We start from the raw sequence: 13438 nt of genomic DNA on the forward strand, positions 1-13438 counted from the left end.
CCATGCTTTCGCTTGGCCTTTTATCTGTGGTGCCGATTGGATTATGCGCGAACTTGACCTTCACCACTGACTAAGTATTTCTCAGTCGTGAGTGACTCAAGGCCCATTGGGCCGTAGGCATGTAATTTACTGGTCGCAATACCAATTTCTGCACCTAGACCGAGTTCGCTACCATCAGAAAAACGTGATGATGCATTTACCATCACGACTGAGGCATCCACTGTGCGTTGAAAACGCGTAGCCGTTAACTCATTTTGGGTACAAATCACTTCTGTGTGATGGCTACCAAAGCGACGAATATGATTAATCGCATGGTCAAAGTCAGTCACTTGGCGAATAGCAATTTCTAAATCTAAATACTCTTGGCCAAAATCATCATCGCTAATAACATTGGCATGCTCAAAGTATTGTTGGGCATTCTTGCTGACATTAATACGTACTTTATGAGCGGCAAGCTCGGCTGCTACTTTCGGTAAAAATGTGGCTGCTACGTCTTGATGTACCAGTAATCCCTCTAGGGCATTACATACGCCAGTGCGTTGGGTTTTACCATTCAGTAATAAAGACATTGCGATATCGAGGTCTGCGTCTTTATCGACATATAAGTGACAAACACCTTTAAAGTGTTGAATAACAGGGATTTTACTGTTATCTGTCACAAAGTTGATCAAACCTTCTCCACCGCGTGGAATAATCACGTCAATAAAGTCACGTTGCTGCATCAGCTCCAGCATTAAAGCGCGATCTGGGTCGGGTACAACCGTGATCAGTGCGGTAGGTAACTGATATACTTGCAACACATTTTGTAAGATAGAAGCAATGATTTTACTTGAATTAAGCGCTTCTTTACCACCACGCAATATCACAGCATTACCTGATTTAAAGCATAACGCACCGGCATCAGCGGTAACATTAGGGCGTGCTTCATAAATCATGCACACAACCCCTAAAGGCACGCGCATTTTTTGAATGTTAAGCCCATTAGGTCGCTGGCATATTTCGCGCACCATACCGACAGGATCGGGTAATGATGCTACGGTTTCGATGCCTGCCGCCATGGATTCAATACGATCAGGTGTCAGTGTCAATCTGTCTATCATCGCCGCGCCTAAGTCAGCTTTTTCGGCGTGTTCAAGATCTAATAAATTCGCTTTAATGATATCGTCGCTGTGTGCCCTAAGCGCACGAGCCATATCAAGTAAGATGGTGTTTTTAACTTTTTCATCTAATAGGGCTAGAGTTTGTGCAGCTGTTGCTGCGGCTTGCGATAAATCTTTAATTAAACTCATATGTGCTCCAAAATGGCGATGTTTTTGTCAGAGATCAGTGGGCCCGTTTTTTGTTGGGCGTTATTGGCAAATTCACGATCTTCCTGGTCTGCAATAAAATGTAATAAACAACTACTGTAGTTTGATTTGGCTTTTGCCAATTTAGTGCCATCGCCTTTGCGCACTAAAACAGTATCGCCGACGGAAAAGTTGCCTCTTACGGCCACTACATCGTCAGTGGTTAGTTGGGTATCATGTTCTTCAAGGTCCGCGCTAAAGTCATTGTCGACAATTAACTCACCTTGAATTTGTGAGGTATGCATCATCCAATGCAAGTGTTCTTGCATAGGTACATCATACGGGGTAAATAGCGTGCCCGGATTCTGACCTTTTAAAAGTTGATTAAAGGTATCTGCGTCGAATCCATCGACAATCATGGTTTCAATTCCGTGAGAAATCGCTTTCTCTGCCGCTTCGATTTTAGTTTGCATCCCGCCAGTACCTACACTACTGGTCGCTCCGCCAGCCATTGCGTAGATTTCAGCATTAATCTCACTTACTTGCTTAATTAGTGTGGCATCTTCATGTAAATTAGGGTTTTTGTTATAAAGCCCTTTTACGTCAGAGCAAATAATTAACGCATCAGCATCTGCTGCAGCTGCCACCATAGCTGATAAATTATCATTATCACCCACACGTAATTTGGCTGCTGTGACAGCATCATTTTCGTTAATAATGGGCAGTAAGCCATTGTCTAACAGAGTAAAAATTGTATTTTTAATGCTGATATAACGGTCACGGTCGCGTAAATCACCATGGGTCAGTAATAGCTGCGCTGAAGGGAAGTCAAATAACTTATCCCAGGTCGCCATCATATCTGCCTGGCCTGCTGCAGCCATGGCTTTTTTAAGTGAAATACTTGGCTCTGCAGTTTCAGCAAATCGATGTTTACCAGCGGCAACTGAACCCGAAGATACCAAAACTACTTGGCACCCTTGAGCACGACAGGTCGCGATAAATTGGGCTATACCTAACAAATAATGGCTGCTACAACCTTGTTGATGGGGCGCAATTAATGCGCTTCCCACTTTAACCACAATCCGTTTCCAATGTGAAGTTGACATAGTATTGTTCTCCATTACTGTTGCTCGGTTAAAACACGATTCGCTTCATGGAAGGTATCGACTGTTTTATTACAAGGATCCGAGTCAAGAGCACTGGTAATCCAAATCACTACGCTACTAACAATAAAACCTGGGATCATTTCATAAATCACGCTGGTTAATGCTTTTCCGTCGCCAAGTACAGGAGCATATATCCAAAAGAGGACGGTAGCTGCACCCGAGACAATACCCGCAACAGCGGCTTTATGAGTAAGGTTTTGTTTATAAAGACTGAATAATACTAATGGACCGAACGCTGCACCAAATCCAGCCCAAGCATTACTCACTAACGATAAAATACTGTTAGAACGATCAAGTGCTAACAAACTCGCCACAATGGCAACGCCTGCTACACCATAACGGCCCATTTTGACCATTTCTTGTTCAGTTGATTCTTTCTTTGATACCACTCGATAGATATCTTCAGTTAGTGAGCTTGATGATACTAATAACTGTGAAGATATCGTGCTCATAATCGCGGCTAAAATAGCTGCCAATAAGAAACCACTGATTAGAGGGTTAAACAATAATTCTGAAAATATAATAAAGATGGTTTCAGGATCACTGACTTTCATATCAAATTTATTGGCATAAGCAATACCAACAAGACCTGTCGCCAGCGCACCAACGATAGTGACTGTCATCCAGCTCATGCCAATTCTGCGGGCAATTTTGATATCAGACACTGAACGGATAGCCATAAAACGCACAATAATATGCGGTTGGCCAAAATAACCTAATCCCCAAGAAAGACTAGAAATTAACCCGAGTATGGTGACATTTTGCATAGCATCAGAAAAGTGCGGAATCGACTGGTAAGCGTAGTCCAACATTTTGTCTGCACTACTGAACTCTTGGTAGGCAACAATAGGTACCAAAACCAAGGCAACAAACATAATACAGCCTTGAACAAAGTCAGTCATACTCACGGCTAAAAAACCACCGAGTAGGGTGTAAGAAACCACAACACCTAAGGTAACTATCAGACCAAGTTCATAATTTAAATCAAATGCCGAAACAAATAACTTTCCGCCAGCAACTAATCCTGCAGAGGTATATAAGGTAAAGAAGATGACAATGATAACCGCTGCGATAATCCGTATATGACTATTAGGTGCATGAAAGCGTTTTGCAAAAAACTCTGGGATGGTCAACGAGTTGTCCGCTACTTCGGTATAAACCCTCAGTTTTGGCGCGACAATTAAATAATTAACCAGAGCACCAAGTAATAGGCCTATTGCAATATAGATGGTTTCAAAACCCACTAAGAACATTGCACCAGGCAAGCCCATAAGCATCCAACCACTCATATCCGATGCGCCAGCTGATAGTGCGGTAACTTGTGGGCTGACTTTTCGGCCACCCAAAATATAGCCAGATACATCGCTTGTTGATTGTTTATAAGCAAACAATCCAATGCCTAGCATTACCATGAAATAAATTGCTAATGAGACATAGGTTAGGTAATGCATGAATTATTTGCCTCCCAACGCTTTGTGATTTTGAATCCCTTCAGGTTTCAACATAACAAAGAGATAGGTGCTTAAAAGAGCGCACAAACATAATAATTGCGAAGCTTCTTTCAGCTTTAACGTCACTGTGTTCCACATATTCGTAATGAGATTTTCTTCGCTTAAAGTGCCTGTTGACATAATGTCCTCCTGGGTTAGAGCTAATCGGTTTATTGTTTAAGGATTTAAATTTAACAATAAAAAACCACCAAGATAGTTAGTGGTCTAATCATAATAGCATGATTAGACGTCAAATTTCCAATTGATTATCGGATAAGGCTACTTTAGAGGGTTTTATCTCGACTGTGCATGCTGTTATTGGCCATGCTATTTGAGCTGACAGGGCCATACTTGATGAGCTGGGGAGGGCTTTTTAGCGATTGTTATTATTCAATCATTTAGGTGAATACTCTCATGAGAATATAAATTGTTGTAAATTATATTTTTTATTTATATGTAGGATCAGTTTTGTTGTTTTAGGGCCATTTGATTGGCATATCAGAGTCTTTGATAGGGTGTTTAATCATCGAAATATTAATCGAATAATTATTTTTATATTTTATTTCAGTATCTTATGTTTGTTTTTGATAGTTAATGTGTAACAAGTAAATAGACTTTTCATTATGTTTTATTGATTTACACACTTTTTATTGATGCATATAGAGGGTTAGGATAAATGGTAAAGCCATAACACTATTGTTATTGCTGACTATGATTTTTCATCTCAGTTAAAGTGACTCGTTATGTTATGGCGCGATTATCTAATCCATTACTCGATTCAATATGCACGTTCGCGCAGCGGATGTATCGATTAGTTCACCTTGTTAATAATTACAGCTCAAATGGTTTTTGTTCAAATTATTTTTGTGGTTGACAGTTTGTATCGCAAAGCCACTTTTAGCGTTAACGGTTCGGTTTGCAATTGGGGTTGAGTTGATTATGTAAAGTAGTGGATACATTTTATCGAGGTTACTAGTGCCTGATTTTGCCAGTATCACCTTGTTAAACAATCTAAAATTCTTATTCAGTTTAGTCAGGCTTAGGCATTTATCTGATGTATTATTAACATAAGTTGCCCCAGTGATAGCGTTGATATTTGAAGAATGTGAGATCCAGGTTGCGCTTAAACACAATAATATTGTATTTAATTAGACGTTCGGTCTAATATGATTATTATGAACAATTTAAGCTTAGATATAATAATGAGTGCAGATATAAGTCCAAGCCAGAAACCACGTCGTGGAAGGCCTCCTAAAGTGTCGCGTGATAATCCAGATACACGGGCTGAGCTTATTCGAAGTGGTCTCGAACAACTGACAGAACAAGGCTTTGCCTCATCGGGTATTGAACCGATTTTAAAAAAAGTGGGCGTCCCCAAAGGCTCCTTCTATCATTATTTTGCTAGTAAAGAAGCATTTGGTCAGGCGGTATTGAAAAATTATGCCGACTATTTTTTATATAAGCTGGAAATTCATTTACTGGACGAATCATTTTTGCCATTAAGGCGAATTAGGAATTTTGTCGACAATGCCAAAGCAGGCATGATCCGTTATGAGTTTAAGCGTGGTTGTTTAGTGGGTAACTTAGGGCAAGAAGTTGGCGTATTACCAGAAAGTTTTAGGCCGCAAATTATTGAGATATTGGTGAGTTGGCAAGACTGTCTAGCTCGGTGTCTTAAAGAGGCGCAATTACATGGAGAGCTGGCAGAAAGTGCAAACTGTCAACTTTTAGCTGAAAACTTTTGGGTCGGTTGGGAAGGGGCTGTCAGTCGAGCAAAGTTGGTGCAACAGGCCACACCGCTGGATAATTACTGCGATCTTTTTATGGCTGCATTACCTAAGTAACGTTAGCTTAGCCACTCTATTTTAAGTTGGTGTATTTTTAAGTTTGTACAAGTTCACTCAAAATGTATTCATTAATAGACGAGCAGTCTAAATTAGGAGAAGACAATGTTTCATGGCATGTTAATTGAAAAAGATGACCAAGGTTATCGTACTACAGTAAAAAGCATTGATGAAAATGTGCTTCCTGCAGGAGATGTGACGGTAAAAGTACTTTATAGCACGCTTAATTATAAAGATGCCCTCGCTATTACAGGTAAAGCACCTGTGGTGAGAACATTTCCTATGGTGCCTGGTATTGATTTAGTGGGCGTAGTCGAACATAGCGATAGTGATAAATTTGCCGTTGGTGATACGGTATTATTGAATGGTTTTGGTGTCGGTGAAACCCATTGTGGTGGTTTAGCCACTAAAGCACGTTTAAAAAGTGAGTGGCTCATTCCACTACCAAGCGCATTTTCCCCGCAGCAAGCCATGGCGATTGGCACCGCAGGCTACACGGCAATGTTATGTGTAATGGCACTTGAGAAAAATGGTGTCACACCCGATAAGGGTGAAGTGTTAGTGACCGGTGCTAATGGCGGTGTAGGCAGTTTTGCTATCGCAATTTTGGCCAAGCTTGGGTATCAGGTAGTGGCATCTACCGGGCGGGTTGATCAAAGTGATTATTTGAAAAAGTTAGGCGCTAAAGACATTATTGATCGTGCGAGCTTATCAGAAGCTGGTCGACCTTTGGCTAAGGAGCGTTGGGGTGGGGCGGTAGATTCTGTTGGCAGTCATACATTAGCCAATGTGTGTGCCAGTACAAAATATGGTGGGACTGTGGCTGCATGTGGTTTAGCACAGGGGATGGATTTTCCAGCGAGTGTCGCGCCTTTCATTTTACGCTGTGTGACGTTAGCGGGTGTTGACAGTGTGATGCGACCGTTAGCCGATCGTATTGAAGCATGGCAACGTCTTGGTGAAATCCTTGATCCTGCCATTTTTGATGACATAGTTCATGAAATCAGTTTGATTGAGGCGATTGATGTCGCCAGTGACTTATTGGCAGGTAAGGTTCGCGGCCGTGTTGTTGTTGACGTAAATCGTTAACATTCATGTTTAATCAGTTAGCCTAAGTTGATGATCGATTAGCTCGCTAAATATTAAAAATGCGACTAAGTAGGGTTATTTTGTTTAAGATGAGCTAATATTGATTTGTGGTTTATTTTTGAACTATTATGTTTGTGAGATAGTATCAAGCAATCAGTAAATAAACGCTGATATTAAGATATTTTTAGTGTTGATATCAGCGTGATAAGGCCATTAAATACTTTAAATATTATAATCTTAACTCTTTTTTATTTTACGATTATTTTTATGATGACTGAACCGTAACAGTTCTTAATCATTATGGTTAACATGTCAAGGATGATGAAATATTTATGCGCGAGAACATTCTGCTACACAAGCAAGTGACAATATTTATTGTTGATGACGACGATGTAGATGTCCTTGGTATTGAAAGAGCCCTCAAGAAACTTAGAATCGCTAATCCCACCATACGCGCCAAAGATGGTATCGAAGCGCTAGAACTGCTTCGTAAAAAAGCCATTGCCAAACCTTATATTATTTTACTTGATATCAATATGCCTCGAATGGGCGGAATCGACTTTTTGAAAGAACTCCGTGCTGACGATGACCTATGCGGAAGTGTTGTCTTTATATTGACGACTTCAAGTGACGATCAAGATAAAATGTTAGCCTACAAAAAAAATGTTGCTGGATACATAGTCAAAAAACAAGTTGGCGAATCCTTTTTGAACATTGTTGATATGTTGGGGCATTATTGGCGTGTAGTGGAGTTGCCGTACAATGAATAACGTCGCTGCTAACCAAGAGTTACCTATCACGCTGTTAATTATCGATGACGACCTTGTGGATAGGAAATCAATTAGGCGTGCTTTAATGTCCAGTCATCGGCCTATTATTATAATAGAGGCCAAAACAGGCGAAGAAGGGATCGCTCAGTTCGAAAACAACATTGTTGATGTGCTCTTGATTGATTACCGGTTGCCAGATATTGACGGTTTAGCATTAATTAAAGTTCTATTAGCGCGAAAAAAAACAGACGCAACGATTATTATGGTGAGTCAGCATGAAGATGAAATTTTATCATTAAATGCACTCAATGTTGGCGCGCACGACTTCCTGTTAAAAACCGAGGTCAATTCCGAACGTTTAATGAGAACTATCCGTCAGGCGCAACATCGTCAGTTTCTTGAAGGCGTAGTGCGTGAGAAAAATAACGCATTAGAATGGCTAGCAAATAGAGATTCATTAACACAATTAATCAATCGTTATACTTTTGAGAAAACACTTAAAGATGCTTGTACTAGAGTGTTATTCACCGGTGATAACATCGCGCTTCTGTTTATCGATTTAGACAATTTTAAAAAAGTGAATGACACATTAGGCCATTTTACTGGGGATAAGCTGTTACAAAACGTAGCCACTAGATTAGCTTCAGTAATTAAAGACGGTGATTGTTTAGCGCGTCTTGGCGGTGACGAATTCGTTATTTTGGCGAATAATATTGATTCAGAGCAACAAACATTCGCCATTGCCACTCAAGTTATTGATGCATTGACCCCTCCTTTACAAGTCGGAAATACGGCTTTTTCGATAACAGCCAGTATTGGTATTTCTATGTTAGGTGAGTTTGCCTCTTCACCTGAAGCAATGATGAAGTGTGCTGATATTGCCATGTATAAAGCTAAGCAGAACGGTCGAAATCACTTCTGTTTGTATACCGATATTCTTCATCAAGAAACACAGAGCAACGCCATTCTTGAAGAAGAAATGTCTTATGCGCTGCAATTGGAGCAGTTCGTAGTTTATTACCAACCTCAAATTTGTACAAAAACGAAAAAAGTTAAAGGGGTTGAGGCACTGATCCGTTGGGATCATCCTACCCGAGGTGTTTTAGCGCCAGGCGTATTTCTTGATATGGCTGAAGAATTAAACTTAATTAGTGAGATCGGTCAGTGGGTATTACAAACGGCTTGTAATCAATTAAAGCAATGGCAGTTGCAATATAACCTCTTAGACGAAGAGCTGACCATATCGGTCAATTTGTCTGCCTTACAATTACAAGATGTGCGATTGCTCAGTTTAGTTTCTCATGCCTTAGAATCGAGTCAATTATCACCATGTTGTTTAGAGCTAGAAATTACTGAAAGCTCGATTATTCATAGCCCTGAAAACATAGTTGAAAGGCTCCATGAGCTGACCAGAAAAAATGTAAAATTAGCTTTGGATGACTTTGGTACCGGCTATTCATCGATTAAACATTTACACCTGTTTCCTATTCATTCTTTAAAAGTGGATAAGAGTTTTATTGCTGCCTATAAACAAAAAAAATCCCAAGATAAAGTGCTTGAAGCCATGATTAACTTTGCTAAATACCTTGGACTATATGTGATTGCCGAAGGGGTAGAAACTGCAGAGCAGCTTGATTTTTGCCAATCTCAAGGCTGCGATTTGATACAAGGTTATTATTATTCTAAACCGATTTGCGCCGCAGATTTTGAAGCTAAATATTTAGCCATATAGTGAGTGAACTGCATATTTGGTAATGAAACACTATTGAGATAATTATGTTAAAGCAAATACCTTTGTTAAATCGTATTAAACCGCATTCATCGGCAATCACTTTTGTATTTGCGGCAGTGTTAATGCTGATTATTTGTCATTTTGTTTATTGGCAAGAAGTCGGCTCGATACAGCGTGAAATTGATACCGTCGCGCGCGCGAAAGCCGACATACTTAGAGAACACATAGATAACTTAAAACGTGAAACTTTATTCCTATCTAAACTGCCTGATGTAAAAGGCATTGCATCACTTGCTCACCAACCAGTATTAGACACTGAACAGCAAGCCCAATTTAATACCCATATTGCTCACTTAAAAGACGTATTTAAATATTATATTCAAAGTATTCCTGAGCTAGAACAAGCGCGTTTTATTGATAGTAAAACGGGCTTTGAGACGATTCGAGTAGAACGAATGAAAGGTAGCGTAATCGCGTTACCTGATTCATCTTTACAACAAAAAAGTGATAGAGATTATTTTATTGAAGCTCAAAAATTACAAGAGGGTGATGTATACGTATCGCCTTTTAATCTCAATCAAGAAAATGGCTCACTTGTCTTCCCTTACTTACCGGTAATGCGGGTGAGTACATTAGTTTTTTCTCAAGCGAAACCGCAAAAAGAATCGATTGGGCAAATCGTGATTAATGTGTCTGCTGAAGTACTATTTTCTCAACTAGATATCACCAGCACTTACTCAAATATTAATATCTATTTAGTCAATGATGCTGGTGATTACTTACTTCATCCAGATAAGACGAAAACCTTTGGCTTTGATATTGGTCAACGATACACACTAGAAGACGATTTTACTGATGTTGGTGACGGTATGTACCTCACCAAGGATGACAGTGATTTTTTTAGTTGGCTTAAGGTATTATTTTTTTCTGATGAGAATGTTTACTTAGATAGCACCAATACACAGCGAAAAGTGGTGGTGCTTGCGGTGGCAAATAATCACCTAGCAATAACCAAAACACTCACGGTGATTTTTTGGTATTGGGTCATTATTGGCATTTTAATACTGCTATTGAAGAACACAAAAAATGAAGTCGCATTAAAGGCTAAGCAACAACACCTCAATACTGTTTTGACTATGGAGCAAGAACTAAACTCAATATTAAGCCATGCCCCTAATGGTATTATGGTGGTTAATCGACAAGGTATTATCACCCTCGCCAATACTCAAGTTGAACGTATTTTTGGCTACGCCCAAGGTGAGTTGTTAGGCCAATCGATGAATGTACTATTACCGGCAAGGTTTTGTCATGTACACCCTAATTTTATGCAAGCGTTTTTCTCTGCACCTGAAACTAAATTAATGGGCGGCGGTCGAGAATTATATGGCTTACACAAAACCGCCAAAGAAGTACCGCTAGAGATAGGTTTGAGTGTTATTGAATATAAGGGTGAGTTACAAGCTATTTGCGGTATTGTTGACATCACATTGAGAAGGCAATTAGAGCATTTGTTTGAGATGGTTGTAGATACCTTACCCAATGCGGTTTTGCTGGTTGATTATAATGGCGTTATTGAGTTAGTTAATAAACAGACTGAGAGGTTGTTTGGTTATTCAAGAGACGATCTCTTAGGTAACAATATTGCTATGCTGGTGCCTGAGTCTTTTCGTGAACAGCATTTAGCCTGGCGACAATCGTTCTTTATTGCCGCGGGTGAAGAGATTGATACCGAACGCTATTATATTAGTGGTTTATGCAAAGATGGCACTATATTCCCGTTATCCATTGGGTTATGCACTATTGAAACGCATAAAGGTAAAAAACTGCTTTCATCTATTGTTGATTTAACGGATAGCGAACTCGAAGCAAGCGCATTAAAAAAGGTCACCGAAAATTTAGACCGCACCAGTAAAATGGCTGGCATTGGTGGCTGGGAGCTCGATTTAATCACCAACGAGTTGTTTTATTCTGAAGAGACCTATCGTATTCATGGCTTGCCATTGGGTTCTAAATTATCTCTAGACGAAGCAATTGCATTTTATACGCCAGATTCACAACCGATTATCCGCAAAACCCTTACAGAAGCCATTGAAATGGGGAAAGATTGGAATGTTGAGGTGCGTTTTACTAATGCTGCCAATAAGCTCATATGGGTCAAGGTTGCGGGCACTATAGAGTATGAAAATGGTAAAGCCGTTAGGCTTGCAGGAACCATGCAAGATATTTCAGAACGCAAATATTTCATTGAGGAACTTTCCAGAAGTAATACCGAACTGGATAACTTTGCCTACGTTGCCTCCCATGATCTTAAATCGCCTTTACGCGGCATTGATCAATTAGCCAGCTGGTTAGAAGAAGATTTAAAAGACAAATTAGAAGCTGAAGATGCTGAGCATTTACGCTTAATGCGTGGTCGTATTAGCCGGATGGAAAAACTGTTAGATGACTTACTCTCCTATTCAAGAGCGGGCAAAAAAGGCGATGTTATTCATTCAATTAATATAAAGTCTGTGGTCGAAAATGTGTTTGATTTATGCAATACCAAAAATGCCTTTTCGCTGGAGTTTGAGTCCGCGACAACCGACATAACGACTGCTAGTGTGCCACTTGAACAAGTGATAAGAAACCTGATTAATAATGCGATTAAACATCATGACACCGGAAAAGGCACTGTATATGTATCTATGGAGGTGAACGCTCCTTTTTATGAATTTGTGGTTAGAGATGATGGCCCAGGGATACTTGATGAGTTCTCTGAGAAAATATTTACCATGTTCACCACCTTAAAACCTCGAGATGAAGTGGAAGGCAGTGGCATGGGATTAGCGATTGTGAAAAAGATAGTGGTCGCCATGGGGGGCGAAATTAGCTTAGATACGAGTGTGCAAAAGGGCGCTTGTTTCAAGTTTACTTGGCCAATGGAAATACAAAACTTGATGCCTAACTCCAGAGATGTCGAGTAGTGTTAATTTTGCCATCGTATGGGTTATCGTTGAAAAAGATTTTATAGGCGCCTCAGCACTTTAGTTTAGCACTTTAGCTCAGCTTTTTAGTTCAGCAACTTAGCTTGGCACCTGATTGGTAAGCTAAATTCCGCTGTAAATCGCCACATAAACTGAAATGTTTAGCCCTTCGGATAACTCAACAGTTAGCGTATCTGTTGAGTCTTTTGGAGGCGATGTTTGGTTAATTTATAAAGTCGTTTATTTGGGTGTCACTATTTATCGCTTATACGCTTAATAATGAAATAAGTGATAGTGAAGCGTCATCTGTAAGAAAGTCCATTTAATTTCAATACGCATCAGCGACTATGCAAGATGCATAAAGACGATAGCGTCATTTCACGGTAAACTATGTAGATTGTAGAGACAGCTTTTTGAGGTCATGAGAAAACATGGTAGAACTGCAGCAAAATAATCCACTTCACGGTTTAAAATCAGAAACGATGATTTCTGAGTTAGTGGCATTTTATGATTGGAAAATTTTATACGCCGCGTTGCGTTTAGAATGTTTCAACACTAATCCCAATATAGAAGCTTGTGTTAAGTTTCTTAAAAAAACCGAATGGGCCAGAGAACGCGTTGAAAATTTTTATTTGTATCGTTTTAAGCGTATGCCAAAAGGTAACTCTGCACAATTTGAACTAAAACCCCGAGAACGTGGCTTTGCTGACGGTATTTTACCACGCAAACCGCAACCTTTAACGGTTGAGTTAGTCGCAGAAATGAAAGCCAAAGCAACCGCCGATTATGAACAAATGAAGCATAATCAAAGTCGTTCATATGCTTCTCCGTCATCAGTTTCATATTCATCATCGAGTCGTTCAAATGACAGCGATGCAGCGACACAGCGTAGTAATAAAAATAAGCCTCAGCCGACATTTGATCCAAACAATCCGTGGAATAAATAACGGCTCGATTAATCTCATGTCCATACTAACGCAACCCAAAGATAATCATAATATTTTTGGGTTGCGTTTTTTATTGGGCATAAATTATATCTTAGTTAGCGATATAGCGTTCAGTGCCTTTCTAAGATTAGGTTGGCTATTTTTGTCAAGG

The 13438-nt window shown here is 39.7% G+C and carries 10 protein-coding genes; 6 read left to right on the forward strand and 4 right to left on the reverse strand.

The genetic code is table 11. The features are described from left to right. Positions 1–41 precede the first annotated feature (41 nt). From GW828_RS07500 to GW828_RS07515, 4 genes are read right to left on the reverse strand one after another with little or no spacing between them, the layout of a single operon-like run. Positions 42–1289 carry a glutamate-5-semialdehyde dehydrogenase gene (locus GW828_RS07500; RefSeq protein WP_182697533.1) on the reverse strand — a complete coding sequence of 416 codons (1248 nt, stop codon included), beginning with the start codon at positions 1287–1289 and terminating at the stop codon, positions 42–44. Continuing rightward, entirely contained in the window at positions 1286–2392 is a 1107-nt protein-coding gene (gene proB, locus GW828_RS07505; RefSeq protein ID WP_124015505.1) for a glutamate 5-kinase, read from the reverse strand. Before proB ends, GW828_RS07500 begins: the two co-directional genes overlap by 4 nt. A 14-nt stretch (positions 2393–2406) precedes the next feature. Next, positions 2407–3903: a sodium/proline symporter PutP gene (gene putP / locus GW828_RS07510; RefSeq protein ID WP_124015506.1), complete on the reverse strand. Its 1497-nt coding sequence runs from the start codon at positions 3901–3903 to the stop codon at positions 2407–2409. 3 nt (positions 3904–3906) lie between these two features. After that, positions 3907–4083 (reverse strand): hypothetical protein, encoded by a 177-nt coding sequence (locus GW828_RS07515; RefSeq protein WP_165870053.1) that lies wholly within the window; start codon positions 4081–4083, stop codon positions 3907–3909. 1061 nt (positions 4084–5144) lie between these two features. Here GW828_RS07515 and acuR point away from each other — a divergent pair. From acuR to GW828_RS07545, 6 genes are all read left to right on the forward strand, one after another. Beyond that, complete coding sequence (gene acuR / locus GW828_RS07520) at positions 5145–5786, forward strand: acrylate utilization transcriptional regulator AcuR (RefSeq protein ID WP_273059372.1); 642 nt, start codon at positions 5145–5147, stop codon at positions 5784–5786. Positions 5787–5891: 105 nt separating this feature from the next. Continuing rightward, positions 5892–6875, forward strand: a complete 984-nt coding sequence (acuI, locus tag GW828_RS07525; RefSeq protein ID WP_273059371.1) for an acrylyl-CoA reductase (NADPH) — start codon at positions 5892–5894, stop codon at positions 6873–6875. A 332-nt stretch (positions 6876–7207) separates the two neighbouring features. Beyond that, entirely contained in the window at positions 7208–7645 is a 438-nt protein-coding gene (locus GW828_RS07530) for a response regulator (protein WP_124015509.1), read from the forward strand. Further along, positions 7638–9377 (forward strand): putative bifunctional diguanylate cyclase/phosphodiesterase, encoded by a 1740-nt coding sequence (locus GW828_RS07535; protein ID WP_273059369.1) that lies wholly within the window; start codon positions 7638–7640, stop codon positions 9375–9377. Before GW828_RS07530 ends, GW828_RS07535 begins: the two co-directional genes overlap by 8 nt. 44 nt (positions 9378–9421) lie before the next feature. Beyond that, positions 9422–12340 carry a PAS domain S-box protein gene (locus GW828_RS07540; protein WP_273059367.1) on the forward strand — a complete coding sequence of 973 codons (2919 nt, stop codon included), beginning with the start codon at positions 9422–9424 and terminating at the stop codon, positions 12338–12340. A 431-nt stretch (positions 12341–12771) separates the two neighbouring features. Then, entirely contained in the window at positions 12772–13287 is a 516-nt protein-coding gene (locus tag GW828_RS07545) for a VF530 family protein (RefSeq protein ID WP_124015512.1), read from the forward strand. Positions 13288–13438 lie beyond the last annotated feature (151 nt).

The sequence above is a fragment of the Shewanella vesiculosa genome, from assembly GCF_009994065.1.
Taxonomy (GTDB): domain Bacteria; phylum Pseudomonadota; class Gammaproteobacteria; order Enterobacterales; family Shewanellaceae; genus Shewanella; species Shewanella vesiculosa.

Bases quoted from the DNA above. Each gene is read 5' to 3' on its own strand.
- GW828_RS07540 (WP_273059367.1), top strand. From the start codon at position 9,422: ATGTTAAAGCAAATACCTTTGTTAAATCGTATTAAACCGCATTCATCG.
- GW828_RS07500 (WP_182697533.1), bottom strand. From the start codon at position 1,289: ATGAGTTTAATTAAAGATTTATCGCAAGCCGCAGCAACAGCTGCACAA.
- GW828_RS07535 (WP_273059369.1), top strand. From the start codon at position 7,638: ATGAATAACGTCGCTGCTAACCAAGAGTTACCTATCACGCTGTTAATT.
- acuR (WP_273059372.1), top strand. From the start codon at position 5,145: ATGAGTGCAGATATAAGTCCAAGCCAGAAACCACGTCGTGGAAGGCCT.
- GW828_RS07515 (WP_165870053.1), bottom strand. From the start codon at position 4,083: ATGTCAACAGGCACTTTAAGCGAAGAAAATCTCATTACGAATATGTGG.
- acuI (WP_273059371.1), top strand. From the start codon at position 5,892: ATGTTTCATGGCATGTTAATTGAAAAAGATGACCAAGGTTATCGTACT.
- proB (WP_124015505.1), bottom strand. From the start codon at position 2,392: ATGTCAACTTCACATTGGAAACGGATTGTGGTTAAAGTGGGAAGCGCA.
- GW828_RS07530 (WP_124015509.1), top strand. From the start codon at position 7,208: ATGCGCGAGAACATTCTGCTACACAAGCAAGTGACAATATTTATTGTT.
- GW828_RS07545 (WP_124015512.1), top strand. From the start codon at position 12,772: ATGGTAGAACTGCAGCAAAATAATCCACTTCACGGTTTAAAATCAGAA.
- putP (WP_124015506.1), bottom strand. From the start codon at position 3,903: ATGCATTACCTAACCTATGTCTCATTAGCAATTTATTTCATGGTAATG.